This is a genomic window from Mycobacterium hackensackense (assembly GCF_025822555.1).
In the GTDB taxonomy this organism is placed as follows: domain Bacteria; phylum Actinomycetota; class Actinomycetes; order Mycobacteriales; family Mycobacteriaceae; genus Mycobacterium; species Mycobacterium fluoranthenivorans.
This window is the reverse complement of the sequence record NZ_JACKUC010000032.1, coordinates 289,061-303,431: the sequence shown is the minus strand read 5'-3', so window position 1 is coordinate 303,431 and position 14,371 is coordinate 289,061. Positions and strand designations below refer to the sequence as shown.

Annotated in this window: 14 protein-coding genes; 6 read left to right on the top strand and 8 right to left on the bottom strand. The window is 67.6% G+C overall.

Annotated features, from left to right (window positions below):
- Nucleotides 1–8: 8 nt before the first annotated feature.
- The 3 genes from H7J86_RS25790 to mca are packed head-to-tail and all read right to left on the bottom strand — an operon-like array spanning nucleotide 9 to nucleotide 3,083.
- Nucleotides 9–1,979, bottom strand: a complete 1,971-nt coding sequence (locus H7J86_RS25790; RefSeq protein WP_267294415.1) for a thioredoxin domain-containing protein — start codon at nucleotides 1,977–1,979, stop codon at nucleotides 9–11.
- Nucleotides 1,963–2,220 carry a hypothetical protein gene (locus H7J86_RS25785; protein WP_090362646.1) on the bottom strand — a complete coding sequence of 86 codons (258 nt, stop codon included), beginning with the start codon at nucleotides 2,218–2,220 and terminating at the stop codon, nucleotides 1,963–1,965. The genes H7J86_RS25790 and H7J86_RS25785 overlap by 17 nt, the downstream gene beginning before the upstream one ends.
- A complete protein-coding gene (gene mca / locus H7J86_RS25780) occupies nucleotides 2,217–3,083 on the bottom strand; it encodes a mycothiol conjugate amidase Mca (protein ID WP_090362643.1) in 867 nt (288 codons plus the stop codon). The genes H7J86_RS25785 and mca overlap by 4 nt, the downstream gene beginning before the upstream one ends.
- Nucleotides 3,084–3,194: 111 nt before the next feature.
- On the opposite strand from mca, the gene H7J86_RS25775 reads away from it, so the two are divergent.
- The 3 genes from H7J86_RS25775 (at nucleotide 3,195) to H7J86_RS25765 (ending at nucleotide 5,020) form a co-directional block, all read left to right on the top strand.
- Nucleotides 3,195–3,620, top strand: coding sequence for a DUF4307 domain-containing protein (locus H7J86_RS25775; protein WP_267294413.1), 426 nt, complete (start codon nucleotides 3,195–3,197; stop codon nucleotides 3,618–3,620).
- 223 nt (nucleotides 3,621–3,843) lie between these two features.
- Nucleotides 3,844–4,338 carry a transcription elongation factor GreA gene (greA, locus tag H7J86_RS25770; protein WP_090362636.1) on the top strand — a complete coding sequence of 165 codons (495 nt, stop codon included), beginning with the start codon at nucleotides 3,844–3,846 and terminating at the stop codon, nucleotides 4,336–4,338.
- Between the two features lie 37 nt (nucleotides 4,339–4,375).
- On the top strand, nucleotides 4,376–5,020 hold the full coding sequence (locus tag H7J86_RS25765; protein WP_267294411.1) for a GPP34 family phosphoprotein: 645 nt from the start codon (nucleotides 4,376–4,378) through the stop codon (nucleotides 5,018–5,020).
- On the opposite strand, the gene H7J86_RS25760 is transcribed toward H7J86_RS25765, so the two are convergent.
- The 5 genes from H7J86_RS25760 to H7J86_RS25740 all read right to left on the bottom strand — a co-directional run bounded on the left by H7J86_RS25760 (nucleotide 5,017) and on the right by H7J86_RS25740 (nucleotide 10,663).
- Nucleotides 5,017–6,189 (bottom strand): cystathionine gamma-synthase, encoded by a 1,173-nt coding sequence (locus H7J86_RS25760; protein WP_090362630.1) that lies wholly within the window; start codon nucleotides 6,187–6,189, stop codon nucleotides 5,017–5,019. The genes H7J86_RS25765 and H7J86_RS25760 overlap by 4 nt on opposite strands.
- Before the next feature lie 80 nt (nucleotides 6,190–6,269).
- Entirely contained in the window at nucleotides 6,270–7,277 is a 1,008-nt protein-coding gene (locus H7J86_RS25755; protein ID WP_187096696.1) for a DUF2189 domain-containing protein, read from the bottom strand.
- 84 nt (nucleotides 7,278–7,361) lie between these two features.
- Nucleotides 7,362–8,009, bottom strand: a complete 648-nt coding sequence (locus H7J86_RS25750; protein WP_090362624.1) for an RDD family protein — start codon at nucleotides 8,007–8,009, stop codon at nucleotides 7,362–7,364.
- 178 nt (nucleotides 8,010–8,187) lie between these two features.
- The gene (locus H7J86_RS25745) at nucleotides 8,188–9,582 is read right to left on the bottom strand and encodes a cystathionine beta-synthase (RefSeq protein ID WP_090362621.1); all 1,395 of its coding nucleotides are present in this window, start codon (nucleotides 9,580–9,582) and stop codon (nucleotides 8,188–8,190) included.
- A gap of 43 nt (nucleotides 9,583–9,625) precedes the next feature.
- On the bottom strand, nucleotides 9,626–10,663 hold the full coding sequence (locus tag H7J86_RS25740) for an alpha/beta hydrolase fold domain-containing protein (protein WP_090362780.1): 1,038 nt from the start codon (nucleotides 10,661–10,663) through the stop codon (nucleotides 9,626–9,628).
- A gap of 195 nt (nucleotides 10,664–10,858) precedes the next feature.
- On the opposite strand from H7J86_RS25740, the gene H7J86_RS25735 reads away from it, so the two are divergent.
- The 3 genes from H7J86_RS25735 to purT all read left to right on the top strand — a co-directional run bounded on the left by H7J86_RS25735 (nucleotide 10,859) and on the right by purT (nucleotide 14,320).
- The gene (locus tag H7J86_RS25735) at nucleotides 10,859–11,794 is read left to right on the top strand and encodes an SGNH/GDSL hydrolase family protein (RefSeq protein WP_090362618.1); all 936 of its coding nucleotides are present in this window, start codon (nucleotides 10,859–10,861) and stop codon (nucleotides 11,792–11,794) included.
- 47 nt (nucleotides 11,795–11,841) lie between these two features.
- Nucleotides 11,842–13,059: an acetyl-CoA C-acetyltransferase gene (locus H7J86_RS25730; RefSeq protein WP_187096698.1), complete on the top strand. Its 1,218-nt coding sequence runs from the start codon at nucleotides 11,842–11,844 to the stop codon at nucleotides 13,057–13,059.
- 73 nt (nucleotides 13,060–13,132) lie between these two features.
- Nucleotides 13,133–14,320 carry a formate-dependent phosphoribosylglycinamide formyltransferase gene (gene purT / locus H7J86_RS25725; protein WP_187096699.1) on the top strand — a complete coding sequence of 396 codons (1,188 nt, stop codon included), beginning with the start codon at nucleotides 13,133–13,135 and terminating at the stop codon, nucleotides 14,318–14,320.
- The last annotated feature ends 51 nt before the right edge of the window (nucleotides 14,321–14,371 follow it).

The following is a 14,371-nucleotide window of genomic DNA, read 5'->3' as shown; positions in this document are numbered from 1 at the left end:
GCCGCACGCTACACGGCGCGACTCAGCGCCGCGGCGAGTTCCTCCGCCGTCGTCACCGGCAGATCGCAGGTCCGGCCGCGGCACACATACGCAGCGTCGCGCCCGGCGATGCGGTCCCTGCCGATCAGCAGTTCGCTGCTGTCCGCCGGGCCGCCGACGACGATCGCTCCACCGGGTGCCAACATCCTTGCCGCGGTGAGCAGTTCGGAGTGGTCCGGATCGCAGGCGACGGCGATCTGGAGGGGGCCGCGGACCGCCGCTTCGGCCACCGCCAGCCAATGCCCACCGGAGCGCGCCGCCTTGCCCAGGATCGGGGTCGCCGTGGCCAGGGCGGCGCCCGCGGCCGTCGCGTAACGCTGCGTGGCGGTCAGGTGCGCGGCCAGTTGCAGCGCCTCGGCGACCAACGACGCCCCCGACGGGGTCGCCCCGTCGAGTGGATCGGCCGGGCGCAGCACCAGGGTCTCGGCGTCGTCGGCGGTGTCGAACCAGCGCCCGTCGGCGTCGGCGAAGTGCGCGAGCGCGGTGTCGAGCAGTCCGGTCGCCTCGGGCAACCACGAGCCGGTGAGCTGATACAGCGTCAGCAGCGCGGTGGCCAGTGCCGCGTAGTCCTCCAGAATTCCCGCGCTGCCACCGACCACCCCACCCATGCTGACCCGGCGCAGCCGGCCGTCGACGAGATGCAGGTTCAGCAACGAACGAGCGCAATGCGTTGCGGCATCCAGATATTCGGGCTCCCCCAGCGCCACCGAGGCCTCGGCGAGCGCGGTGACGGCCAGCCCGTTCCAGGCGGTGACGATCTTGGCGTCCCGCCCGGGCTGGACCCGCTGCGCGCGTGCGGCCAGCAGCATGTCCCGGACCCGCGCGAACCGGGCCGCGTCGTCGGGATCCACCGGCAGCTGCAACACCGACGTCCCGTGCTCGAAGGTCCCCTCCTCGGTCACACCGAAAAGCTGAGCGGCCCAAGGACCATCCTCGGCACCGAGGACCTCCCGCAACTGCTCCGGCGACCACACGTAGGTCAGGCCTTCCACCCCGCCGGAATCCGCGTCCAGGGACGAGATGAACATGCCGCCGTCGCCGAGCTCCTCGATCAGAAACCGGGCGGTCTCGCCGGCGATCCTGCGCGCGAACGGGTTTCCGGTGCGCCGCGCCCAGTGTGCGTACACCCGCAGCAGCAACGCGTTGTCGTACAGCATCTTCTCGAAATGCGGTACCACCCAGGCATTGTCGACGCTGTAGCGAGCGAAGCCGCCGGCCAGCTGATCGTAGATACCTCCGCGGGCCATCGCCTGGCAGGTCCGCTCCACCACCTCGAGGCCGGCTCCGGCCCGCTCCTCATGTCGCAGCAGCGCTTCCAGCAGCGCCGACGGCGGGAACTTGGGCGCCCGCCCGAAACCGCCGTATGCGGGGTCCTCGTCGCGGAGCACGGCGGCCACCGCGTGATCGCACAGCGCAGGCTCCAGCGCGGGACCTCCGGACAGGGCCGTGGTCATCGCGCGCAGTTCGCCCGTGATGGCCTCGGACGCCTGTTCCACCTCGGCCCGGCGCTCCCGCCAGGTCTGCTCGACCGCCGACAGTAATTGCAGGAAACCATCTTTGGGGTAATACGTGCCGGCGAAAAAGGGCCGGCCGTCCGGGGTGAGGAAGCATGTCATCGGCCAGCCACCCTGCCCGGTCAGTGCGATGGTGGCATTCATGTAGACGGCGTCCAGATCGGGGCGTTCCTCGCGGTCGACCTTGATGCAGACGAACGCGGCGTTCGCCGCCGCGGCGACCTCGAGATCCTCGAACGATTCGTGCGCCATCACGTGGCACCAGTGACAGGCCGCGTATCCGATGGACAGCAGGATGGGGACATCCCGCTCGGCGGCCTCGGCCAGCGCCTCGGCGCCCCACTGCTGCCAGTGCACCGGGTTGTCGGCGTGCTGGCGCAGGTACGGGCTGGTGGCCCCGCCGAGCGTGTTACCCCTTGGCGTCATCCTTGAACTCACCCGTCGTGCCCTCGTCGATGGCCTGATCCGGCTCCGGGTGCTCCGGGTCGAACGACTCGGGCAGCTTCTTGAGGTGCCGATTCATCGACCACACCAGGGCGAAGGTGCCGATCAACAGGATGACGACCACGACAAGGCCCAGCGGACTGGCCTTACCGAAATCAGGCCCGGTATCGCGGGGCCCCTCCTCGGCGAGGAGGCCGGCGATCAGGATGAACGTATCGGTCATGTCTCGATTCCCGTGAACAAATCAGTCTCGGGCAATTGCACCCGTACCCGCGAGCGCGCGAGTTCGAACTCCTCGGTCGGCCACAGCCGCTGCTGCCATTCGATGGGCGCGTGGAAGAAATCGCCGGTCGGGTCGATCTGGGTGGCATGGGCGCGCAGCGCGTCATCACGCTGCGAGAAGTACTCCGAGCAGTGCACCCGGGTGGTGACCCGCCCCTCGAAGACGTCGAACTCGGGATCCCAGTGCTCCAGCCACTTGTCGAAGGGTCCGGTGCGGCCGTGCTTGACGAACTCGTCCTGCAGCATCTGCATGCGCCGGCGCAGGAAGCCGTGGTTGTAGTAGAGCTTGGACACGCTCCACGGCTCACCCGCGTCCGGATAGCGCAGATAGTCCGCGGCGGCCTCGTAGGCGGCGACGCTGACCTCGTGGCAGCGAATGTGATCGGGGTGCGGATAGCCACCGTTCTCGTCGTAAGTGGTCAGCACGTGCGGCCGGAACTCCCGGATCACCCGCACCAGCCGTTCGACGGGCTCGGCCAGCGGCACCGCGGCGAAGCAGCCGTCGGGCAGCGGCGGCAGGGGATCGCCCTCGGGCAACCCGGAGTCGACGAAGCCCAGCCAGTGGTGCTCGACGCCGAGGATCTCGGCGGCCTTGGCCATCTCGTCGCGGCGCACCTCGGCGATCCGGCCGTGCACCTCAGGCAGGTCCATGGCCGGATTGAGGATGTCCCCGCGTTCTCCGCCGGTCAGCGTCACCACCATGACGCGGACACCTTCAGCCGCATACCGTGCGGTGGTCGCCGCACCCTTGCTGGATTCATCGTCCGGGTGGGCGTGCACCGCCATCAATCGCAGTTCAGTCATCTCGTCTCATCTAACGGTTTCTTTCCACAACCGCGGCCGCCGCCTCTTCATGCCCACGGTCCTATAGTTCCAGTCCTAGTAGAAGCAACCGACCGACGGGCAGCCAAAACCTTGACCATCGACCGTCCCGCCGCCCGGTATGGGCGTGAGCGATTGTCCCGCAGTACCCGGCGCCGGGTGGCCATCGGGTTGACCGCACTGATTGTGACGGCAGGGGTGGCCCTCGCGCTCGTCGCGTTCAACCGGCTGGGCGCCGGGGACGTCAAGGGTGAGCTCGGCGGGTACAAGCTGATCGACAACCAGACGGTGTCGGTGACCATCACGGTGACCCGTGCCGATCCGGAGCGACCGGTGGTGTGCATCGTGCGGGCACGGTCCAAGGACGGCGGCGAGGTGGGCCGGCGCGAAATCCTGGTCCCACCCTCGACCGAGACATCGGTGCAGGTCACCACCGAGGTGAAGACGACCAAGCCGCCCGCTGTCGGCGATATCTACGGCTGCGGCACCGACGTGCCCGCATATCTGCGAACCCCCTAGCCGCGCTCCCGCGGGACCGCTGCGGGCGTCGGCACAACCAACGCCGAACAGCGAAATCATGAAAATCCGCTGACCCGACGGTGGTAGACTGGCCCGATACACGGTTCCGGCTGGAGCCGTGTATTGCTGCTTTAGTACGCGATCTGCGGCTGCGAATGCGGCATCACGCCACAGCACTCACGCGGCGCAGCGCAAGAACAAACAACGACAGGAGCGCGAGGATATGACCGATACCCAGGTCACCTGGCTGACCCAAGAAGCACACGACCGGCTGAAGGTCGAGCTGGACCAGTTGATCGCCAACCGGCCCGTCATCGCCGCCGAGATCAACGACCGTCGCGAAGAGGGCGACCTGCGCGAGAACGGTGGCTATCACGCCGCCCGCGAGCAGCAGGGCCAAGAAGAAGCGCGCATCCGGCAGCTGCAGGAACTCCTGAACAGCGCCAAGGTCGGCGAAGCTCCCAAGCAGTCCGGCGTCGCGCTGCCCGGTTCCGTGGTGAAGGTGCAGTACGGCGACGACAAGAGCGACACCGAGACCTTCCTGATCGCCACCCGCCAAGAGGGCGTCAGCGACGGCAAGCTGGAGGTCTACTCGCCGAAGTCACCGCTGGGTGAGGCGCTGCTCGACGCCAAGGTCGGCGATACCCGCAGCTACACGATTCCCAACGGCAACACCGTCACGGTTACCCTGCTCAGCGCGGAGCCGTATCACGCCTGAGGCTGCCGTCCTCGGCGACCGCTAGGGTTGATCCCCGATGGCCCAGATCGCCGAGGACCTGCTTCTGCTCCTGCTCGACAATTCGTCGGCCCTTCCCGGCCTTGAACGACGACGGCGTCAGCGCGTCGTCGGCGCGGCCGTACTGCTGGACCTCGCCCTTGTCTGCCGGGTCCGGCCCGCGGTCGACGGTGAACGCGTTGCCCCGGGGCATCTGGTCGCGCTGACCGGGACCGGTCCCCTGGACCCGGTGACCGGTCCCGCATTCGAGCTCCTGCAACGCCGCCCCCTGCGGCCCGCGACCGCGTTGACCAAGCTGCGCAAGCACAGCGAGGACCACCTGGTGGGCTGGCTGGAGCACATCGGGCAGATCCGCCGGATGGCACAGCCCGACGCATTGCCCCTCGTCCGCCGAGATCGCGTCGACGCGGCCCGCGCGGCCTTGCTGGCGGCACTGTTCGACCGACACCCGCCCCCACCGCCGACCGCAGCCATCATCTCGCTGCTGCACGCGGTGGACGGGCTCGGTGCGCTGCTGAGCCTCAACGACCGCGGCTGGCGCTGGGTACATGCCCGCGCCGGCGAGATCGCGCTGGGCAGCTGGGTCGACGAACAACCGACGGGGCTGGCGGAGGTCAACCTCGCGGTGACCGCGTCGGCGTTGCGGCAGGCGCTGGCCGGCTAACCGAGTGCGTGCTCGAGGTCGCCGAGCAGATCGGCGGATTCCTCGATACCGACCGACAACCGGACCAGATCGTCGGGCACCTCCAGCTGCGATCCCGCAGTGGAGGCATGCGTCATGGCACCGGGATGCTCGATCAGCGACTCCACTCCGCCCAAAGATTCAGCGAGAATGAAAATCTCTGTGCGCGCGCACAATTCGTGGGCCGCGGCCCGTCCGCCCTTGAGCCGCACCGACACCATGCCACCGAAGCCGGTCATCTGTTTGGCCGCGACGGCATGCCCGGGATGGCTGTCCAGCCCCGGATACAACACCGACGCCACGGCTGGATGCTCGGCCAGGAACTCGGCGACCTTCGCCGCATTCTCGCTGTGCCGCTGCATCCGCAGCACCAGGGTCTTGAGGCCCCGCATGGTCAAGTAGGCGTCGAACGGGCCGGGTACCGCGCCCGCCCCGTTCTGCAGAAAACCGAACGCCGCGTCCAGTTCCTCGTCGCTGGTCAACAGGGCACCACCCACCACATCGGAGTGCCCGCCGATGTACTTCGTGGTCGAATGCAGCACGATATCCGCCCCCAGGGTCAACGGCTGCTGCAACGCGGGTGAGGCAAAGGTGTTGTCCACCAGAAGTTTCGCGCCACGCGCCCGGGCGACGGTGGCCAGCGCGGCGATATCGGCGATGTTGAGCAGCGGGTTGGTCGGTGTCTCGACCCAGATCAGCTTCGTCTGCGCGGTGATGGCCGCGGCGACGGCATCGATATCCGACAGCGGCACGGGCGTGTGGGTGATACCCCACTGGGTGAAGACCTTGTCGATCAGGCGGAAGGTGCCACCGTAGGCGTCATCGGGGATGACGACGTGGTCGCCTGGGCGCAGCACCGCGCGTAATGCGCAATCGGTGGCGGCCATCCCGGAGCTGAACGCACGCCCGTAGTCGGCCTGCTCGACGGCGGCCAGCGACGCCTCCAGCGCGGCCCGGGTCGGGTTACCGGTGCGGGCGTACTCGAACCCGCCCCGCAGGCCGCCCACACCGTCCTGGGCGAAGGTCGAACTGGCGTAGATGGGGGCGTTGACGGCGCCGGTGGCCGGATCCGGCCGGTAGCCCGCGTGGATCGCCCGGGTCGCCAGACCCTGCCACCGGTGTGCGTCCGAGGAACTCTTCTGCTCGCTCATACCCCTCAGGCTAGTGGTGCGCGCCGAACGCGAAACGGGGTGGACCGGATTGCGGTCCACCCCGTTTCGGCTCGAACGGTTTACGGCGTCAGCGCGGCGACCGGACCACCGGAGAGCTTCCGGTAGGCGTAGACGGTGATCAGCGACACCACCGGATAGGCGACGATGAGGCCGACCAGGCACGCCAGCGTGCCGACGATGAAGATGCCGATCGTCGTCAGCCACGTCAGCGCCACCGGACCGAAATTGGCCTTGGCGATGTTGAAGCTGGTCGTGATGGCGTCGATACCGGACACGTTGCGATCCAGCACGATCACCGTGGTGAAGAACAGCATGATGGTCGCGATGATGCCGGGCACGATGCACAGCACGACCCCGATGGCGACGATGATGCCGGACACGACCGACGCGATGATCACGTTGCCCACGTTGCGCGGCTTGAAGAACGAACCGATCTCAACCTGTTGCCCATTGGCGATGTCGAGCATGCCGCCGACATAGGCGGACTGCACCACCGCCGCGACGACCAGCATGACGATGCTGCCGATGATCGAGACGACGATGCCGCCGACACCCATCGAGACGCTCGCCGCGTAGCCACCGTCGTAGCTGGTGTAGCTGTTCGTGGTGGTGAACAGGCTCGAGATGAACTGGATGATGCCCTGCAGGACCGCGTACACCACGCCGAACACCAGCGTCGGCACGAGGATTGCGGCCGCGTTCTTGGTGAACTTGTTCCACGCCCAGGAGAACGCCTCGCCGACGCTGTATCCCTGACCGGGGCCGCCGAACGCCGGTGCACCCGGGTATCCGGGCGGCGGCGGTGCGTAACCACCCTGCGGTGGCGGCGGCGGGGGGTAACCCCCGGCCGGCGGCGGCGGGTAATTCCCTTGCGGCGGCGGATAGTTACCGGCCGGCGGGGGCGGGTACGCACCCGGTGCGGGCGGCGGCGGGTAACCGCCGGGGGCCGGTGGCGGCGGATAGCCACCCGGCGCGGGCGGCGGGTAGCCACCGGCGGGTGGGACGTTCTCCGGTGGCGGATATCCACCCGGCGGGTAGTTGCCGGGCGGAGGTGGTGGCTGAGTCATAACACCCTCTCGTCAGTCGGTCGTTACGGTGAAACGCCGGTCCGCGCAGTGATTTCGCGGACCGGCGCTTCGGTTGAGCCTAGGTCAGAGCGGCAGACACACTGTCTTCATGATCTTGTCGGCCAGTGTCTGCCGCTTTGCGTCCCACAGCGGGAACAGGTACCCGATGTAGCAGATGAGGCCATCGACGATGTGCGCGAGCTGGCGCACGATCGACAGACCGAAACCGATTGGCTGGCCGGTACTCTCGCTGACCACCTTGAATTTCAGTATGCCCTTGCCGATGCTCGACCCGGTGGTGCCCTGCCGGTACCCGTAGTTCCATATCACATACGCCAGCACCACCAATCCGGCGATGAAGACGGAGGCCTGACCGAGCGTCGAGGCTCCGGTGGCGCAGAAGTCGCCCAGGTCGTACTCGGAGGTATCGGTGACACACACGGTCTCCCGGGTGCCGAGGAGCAGTGCGTAACCGATGCCCTCGAGGATGAACACCGGGATGAAGTCGATCAACCAGGCCAGCACACGGGTCAACCACGGCGTGTACGCGTCCTGCGGCAACCCACCGCCGGGAGCCGGTCCCCCGAATCCCGCACCGAAACCCGGACCTGATCCCCCGCCCGGCGGCGGAGGCGGCGGGAAGCCACCCTGCGGCGGAGGCGGATAGCCACCACCGGGAGGCGGTGGGGGCGGCGGATAATTTCCAGGCGGCGGTGGCGGAGGTGTGGTCATGGACGCCTTCCAAGGTGAGGAAATTAGCTGACTATGAGCGGTGTCACCCTACCTGAGAATTCGCCCGAAATGGATACCATAGCCATTTCTTCATCGCCCCGACATAACAACCGTGGCACGCCAATCATTAGCGTAAGTAATTGAATTCGCAGCTATCAAACTGCGGCGAACGCCGCGTCTACCGGGGGAAACCGCCGTCGGAAAGCGATCCGAGAAGATCATGGCGGGTGAGCACACCGATCGGTTTGCCATCCTCGACAACCATCAGTGCGTCGTAATCGCGCAAAGTCTTGGCCGCGGTGCTGAGCAGTTCACCGGAACCGATCAGTGGCAGCGGCGCGCCCATATGGTCGCCGACCGCGTCGGCCAACTTCGCCCGTCCCTCGAACACGGCGGAGAGCAGGTCCCGCTCGGACACGCTGCCGGCCACCTCGCCGGCCATCACGGGCGGTTCCGCACCGACGACGGGCATCTGCGACACCCCGTACTCACGCAGGATGTTGATCGCGTCACGGACGGTTTCCGACGGATGGGTGTGCACGAGATCCGGCAGCTCACCGGACTTGCGCCGCAAGATATGCCCGACCGTGACCTCTTCGATGGACCCATCCAGCCTGCTGCGCAGGAAGCCGTACGACGACATCCACGCATCGTTGAAAACCTTTGACAGGTAACCGCGCCCACCATCGGGCAGCAACACCACCACCACGGCGTCGGGACCTTCCCGCTCGGCCACCCGCAGCGCCGCCACGACGGCCATCCCGCACGAACCACCGACCAGCAGGGCCTCCTCGCGGGCGAGCCGGCGGGTCATCTCGAAGGAATCCGCATCCGAGACCGCGATGATCTCGTCGGGCACGGTTGGGTCGTACGCACTGGGCCAGAAGTCCTCACCGACACCCTCGACCAGGTACGGGCGCCCGGTGCCGCCCGAGTACACCGAGCCCTCCGGGTCGGCTCCGATGACCTTGACCCGTCCGCCGGACACCTCTTTGAGGTAACGGCCGGTCCCGGTGATGGTGCCGCCGGTGCCGACGCCCGCCACGAAATGCGTGATCTTGCCGTCGGTGTCGGCCCAGATCTCCGGACCGGTGGTCTCGTAGTGGCTGGCCGGCCCGTTCGGGTTGGAGTACTGGTCGGGCTTCCACGCCCCGGGAACCTCCTCGACCAGCCGGTTGGAGACGCTGTAGTAGCTGTCCGGGTGGTCCGGCGGCACCGCCGTCGGGCACACCACGACCTCGGCGCCGTACGCGCGCAACACGTTCTGCTTGTCCTCGCTGACCTTGTCCGGGCAGACGAAGATGCACTTGTAGCCGCGCTGCTGCGCCACCAGCGCCAGACCGACTCCGGTATTGCCGGAGGTCGGCTCCACGATGGTGCCACCAGGCTTGAGGGCGCCGCTCGCCTCGGCCGCGTCGATCATCTTCACGGCGATCCGGTCCTTGGAACTGCCGCCCGGGTTCAGGTACTCGATCTTGGCGGCGACCAGTCCGGCGCCGTGCGGCACAACCGAGTTCAGCTGAACCAGCGGGGTGTTACCGATGAGGTCACTGATGTGCCTGGCGATGCGCATACATCCATCGTGTCAGGCCGCGCCATCAGTCACCAAGCGGGAGTCACCAGGTGGCTTCGCGAATGTACTCACCGATCTGGCGCAATGAGCGCGTCGCCTCGTTCACCAACGGCGAACACAACTGGAAGACGTGCATCTGGCCTGGCCAGACCCGTACCTCGACCGGTACGCCCTCGGCGGCCAGCATTCGGGCGGCCTTTCGCGCATCGTTGAGCAGAACCTCCGAACCCGACACGTGAATGAGCGTGCGGGGCAGGCCCGGCTCGATGTAGTCCAGGGGTTCGTACACCTCTTCCCCGGTCTTGTCCGCGGCCCTGCCGATCAGTTCGGCGAGTGCACCGAACGCGTGCGGCGGGAACATCGCGTCACCGTCGAGATTCGGATGCTGTTCGCGGCCGGCGTTGTCGATCTCGAACAGGGGCGACAGCGTCACCATGGCGGCGGGTTCTTCACCTTCGGCCAACAGCCGCTGAGCGAGCGCCAGCGAGAGGTAGCCACCGGCCGAATCGCCGGCCAGCACGATGTGCTCGGGCGCATAACCGGTCAGCCGCAGCCACCGGTAGGCGTCGTAGCAGTCATCGAGTGCCTCGCCGATGGAATGTTTGGGCAGCTTGCGGTAGTTCACGACGAACATCGGGCTGTCGGCGAACTTCGACAGGCTCTCCACCAGCCTGCCGTGCGTGTTCACACCGCACGACAGGAAGGCCCCGCCGTGCAGGTAGAGCACGACGCTGCGGTTACCGTCCGCCGGCAGCACCCCGTCGGCGCGGACCAGCTGCGCCGTGCAGTTCGGCAACGCGATGGTGGCACGCACGGTGCCGGCCGACGGCCGCAGGATTCGCGCGGCGAAGTCCACGATCCCGAACGGCCAGGGCAGCGTAGGAGCGTGGCAACCGATTGCCAGAACCGGCTTGATGGTCATCCGAGCGGCCAGTGAAGCGAGTCGGCCGGCGATGCTCGGACCGTCTTCGACGACCTCGACCGGGGCCCAGTCACTGACCGGGAATCGACGTACTCGATGGGCTCTAGCTGCACTGATAGCAGCACGAGAGGAGCCTGAGATCTCACTTGGTGCCGTCATCGCCACCACTTCCTACGCCGTTGTAGTGCCCGGATAAGTCTGGTTACTTAGCCAACCGGGGTAACTTAGCTTGCCACCGTCAATTTGTTCAACAAATCAAAGTGCCGATTTGGTGCCGCACTCGATACCGCAACGTGACCGTTCGGACAGCTCGAGCTCACTGACATCCGTGCCGAGGTCACTAAAATCAACCGGGTGGGCACACCGCGTCGGTCAACCATCGCTCTGGCGGCCGCGGCCGTCGCGTCAACGGGTTCGGCCTATGTCGGGGCTCGCACCCTCCTGACCGGACAAGCCGCCAAGACGCGGCAGGTCATCCCCAAATCCTGGGACGTGCCACCCCGCGCCGACGGCGTCTACCACCCCGGCGGCGGACCGGTTGAACGTTTTCAGCGCGGTGTCACCTTCGATCTCCACCTGATGGTGTTCGGCGATTCGACCGCCACCGGCTACGGCTCACAATCGGCCGAGGAGGTGCCGGGTGTGCGGATCGCCCGGGGGCTGGCAGAGCTGTCCGGTAAGCGGGTCCGGTTGAGCACGAAGGCGATTGTCGGGGCGACGTCCAAAGGGCTGTCCGGTCAGATCGACGCCATGTACGTGGCGGGTCCGCCGCCGGACGCGGCGGTCATCATGATCGGCGCCAACGACATCACCGCCGTCAACGGCATCGGTCCGTCGGCGCGCCGACTGGAGTCCGCGGTGCGTCGCCTGCGTAACAGCGGCGCCGTCGTCGTCGTGGGCACCTGCCCGGATTTCGGTGTCATCTCCGCGATCCCGCAACCACTGCGCTGGTACACCCGCAGCCGCGGGCTGAGCCTGGCCCGCGCCCAGGCCGCGGCCGTACGCGCGGCCGGTGGGGTGCCGGTGCCGTTCTCGGATCTGCTGGCACCGCATTTCCAGCAGGCACCCGACCGGCTGTTCTCGCCGGACGGCTACCACCCGTCCGGCGAGGGGTACGCCCTGGCGGCCGAACAGTTGCTGCCGGCGCTCTGCGACGCACTGGGTGAACACGATCCCGAGTCGCCGCTGCAGTCGGCGAACTCGATGTTCGGCCGGGTCAGCGGCCTGACCCGGCTGTGGCGGCGCACCACGGGCGTACCCGCACCGATCGTCGCTCCTGTCACGGGTTAGGTTCTGGGGGAAGCAACCCCTCCACCTCGGGAGCCAGAGGAGCCATCATGCCCGAAGCCGTCATCGTTGCCACTGCCCGTTCACCGATCGGCCGCGCCGTAAAGGGATCGCTGGCCACCATGCGTCCCGACGACCTGGCCGCCCAGATGGTGCGCGCGGTACTCGACAAGGTGCCCTCGCTGGACCCCCGGGACATCGACGACCTGATGATGGGCTGCGCGCAGCCCGCCGGTGAGGCCGGCTACAACATCGCGCGTGCGGTGGCCGTCGAACTCGGCTACGACTTCCTGCCGGGCACCACCGTGAACCGGTACTGCTCGTCCTCGCTGCAGACCACCCGGATGGCCTTCCACGCCATCAAGGCCGGCGAGGGTGACGTGTTCATCTCCGCCGGTGTCGAGACGGTGTCCCGCTTCGGCGTCGGCGCCGCCGACGGTGCGCCCAACAGCAAGAACGCCGCGTTCGACGAGGCGCAGGCGCGCACGGCCAAGCAGGCCGAGGGCGCCACCGAGTGGCACGACCCCCGCGCAGACGGCCTCATCCCCGACGTCTACATCGCCATGGGCCAGACCGCCGAGAACGTCGCGAACTACACCGGCATCAGCCGCGAGGACCAGGACCACTGGGGCGTGCGGTCGCAGAATCGCGCGGAGGAGGCCATCAAGAACGGCTTCTTCGAGCGCGAGATCGTTCCGGTGACGCTGCCCGACGGCACCGTCGTGTCCACCGATGACGGTCCGCGCGCCGGCACCTCCTACGACAAGATCAGCCAGCTCAAGCCGGTGTTCCGGCCCAACGGCACGATCACCGCGGGCAACGCCTGTCCGCTCAACGACGGCGCCGCCGCCGTGGTCATCATGAGCGACACCAAGGCCAAGGAGCTGGGTCTGACCCCGCTGGCGCGGATCGTCTCCACCGGGGTGTCCGGGCTGTCGCCGGAGATCATGGGCCTGGGCCCGATCGAGGCCATCACGCGGGCATTGGCCAAGGCCGGCAAGACGATCTCCGATATCGACCTGGTCGAGATCAACGAGGCCTTCGCGGTGCAGGTGATCGGCTCCGCCCGCGAGCTCGGCATCGACGAGGACAAGCTGAACGTGTCCGGTGGCGCCATCGCCTTGGGGCACCCGTTCGGTATGACCGGCGCCCGCATCACCGCGACGCTGCTGAACAACCTGGCGACCTACGACAAGACCTTCGGTATCGAGTCGATGTGCGTCGGCGGCGGCCAGGGTATGGCGATGGTCGTGGAGCGACTGTCCTGATTTCACCGTGCACTGGGGGCGCGAGCATGCGAAATGTTCGCGCCCCCAGCGCATCACAGACACCCGAGGAACCATGACCACTCTCGGAACACCGCTGTCGGCGCACGCCACCCGGGTGATGCTGCTGGGCTCGGGTGAACTGGGCCGCGAAGTACTGATCGCCTTGCAGCGCCTCGGCGTCGAGACCATCGCCGTCGATCGCTACGACCACGCGCCCGGCCAACAGATCGCGCATCACGCGCGCACCATCTCGATGACCGATCCCGATCAACTCCGGGCCCTCATCGAAGCCGAGAAGCCCGACCTCGTGGTGCCCGAGATCGAGGCGATCGCGACCCCGACGCTGGAGGCGCTGGAGGCCGACGGCGTGGTGCGGGTGATCCCGACGGCGCGGGCGGCGCGGCTGACCATGGACCGCGAGGGTATTCGCCGGCTGGCCGCCGAAACCCTGGGGCTGCCGACCAGTCCGTACCGATTCTGCGATTCGCAGGACGAACTGCAGGCCGCGATCGACGAGAGCATCGGCTATCCGTGCGTCGTCAAGCCGGTGATGAGCAGTTCGGGTAAGGGCCAGAGCAAGATCGACGGCCCGGATGACGTGGCGGCGGCGTGGGCCTACGCCATGTCCGGCAGCCGGGTGAGCAACACCCGCATCATCGTCGAGGGATTCGTCGATTTCGACTACGAGATCACGCTGCTGACGGTGCGGGCAATCGATGGCACCCAGTTCTGCGAACCGATCGGGCACAAACAGGTCAGCGGCGACTATGTCGAGAGCTGGCAGCCCCACCCGATGTCGACCACCGCCCTCGAGCGTGCGCAGCACATCGCGCGCACGGTGACAGAGGATCTGGGCGGGCAGGGCATCTTCGGTGTCGAGCTGTTCGTCAAGGGTGATCAGGTGTGGTTCAGCGAGGTCAGCCCGCGGCCGCACGACACCGGCATGGTGACCATGGTGACGCAGTGGCAGAACGAGTTCGAACTGCACGCCCGGGCCATCCTGGGCCTGCCGGTCGACACCTCGCTCAGGACCCCGGGGGCGAGCGCGGTGATCTACGGCGGCGTGGATGCCGAGGGCATCGTCTTCGACGGGGTGGACGACGCACTGCGGGTGCCGCGCACCGACATTCGGCTGTTCGGCAAGCCGGAGAGTTTCGTGAAGCGTCGGATGGGTGTGGCGCTGGCCTACGACGCCGACGTGGACACCGCCCGCGCCAACGCCGTCCAGGCGGCAAGCCGGGTCACGCCCCGGGTGCCCTGAGTCGCGGGCCGCAACCCGGCCACATCAACGCATGAAAAAGGGCGCCCACGC

Bases quoted from the DNA above. Each gene is read 5' to 3' on its own strand.
- H7J86_RS25790 (WP_267294415.1), bottom strand. From the start codon at position 1,979: ATGACGCCAAGGGGTAACACGCTCGGCGGGGCCACCAGCCCGTACCTG.
- H7J86_RS25785 (WP_090362646.1), bottom strand. From the start codon at position 2,220: ATGACCGATACGTTCATCCTGATCGCCGGCCTCCTCGCCGAGGAGGGG.
- mca (WP_090362643.1), bottom strand. From the start codon at position 3,083: ATGACTGAACTGCGATTGATGGCGGTGCACGCCCACCCGGACGATGAA.
- greA (WP_090362636.1), top strand. From the start codon at position 3,844: ATGACCGATACCCAGGTCACCTGGCTGACCCAAGAAGCACACGACCGG.
- H7J86_RS25765 (WP_267294411.1), top strand. From the start codon at position 4,376: ATGGCCCAGATCGCCGAGGACCTGCTTCTGCTCCTGCTCGACAATTCG.
- H7J86_RS25760 (WP_090362630.1), bottom strand. From the start codon at position 6,189: ATGAGCGAGCAGAAGAGTTCCTCGGACGCACACCGGTGGCAGGGTCTG.
- H7J86_RS25755 (WP_187096696.1), bottom strand. From the start codon at position 7,277: ATGACTCAGCCACCACCTCCGCCCGGCAACTACCCGCCGGGTGGATAT.
- H7J86_RS25750 (WP_090362624.1), bottom strand. From the start codon at position 8,009: ATGACCACACCTCCGCCACCGCCGCCTGGAAATTATCCGCCGCCCCCA.
- H7J86_RS25745 (WP_090362621.1), bottom strand. From the start codon at position 9,582: ATGCGCATCGCCAGGCACATCAGTGACCTCATCGGTAACACCCCGCTG.
- H7J86_RS25740 (WP_090362780.1), bottom strand. From the start codon at position 10,663: ATGACGGCACCAAGTGAGATCTCAGGCTCCTCTCGTGCTGCTATCAGT.
- H7J86_RS25730 (WP_187096698.1), top strand. From the start codon at position 11,842: ATGCCCGAAGCCGTCATCGTTGCCACTGCCCGTTCACCGATCGGCCGC.
- purT (WP_187096699.1), top strand. From the start codon at position 13,133: ATGACCACTCTCGGAACACCGCTGTCGGCGCACGCCACCCGGGTGATG.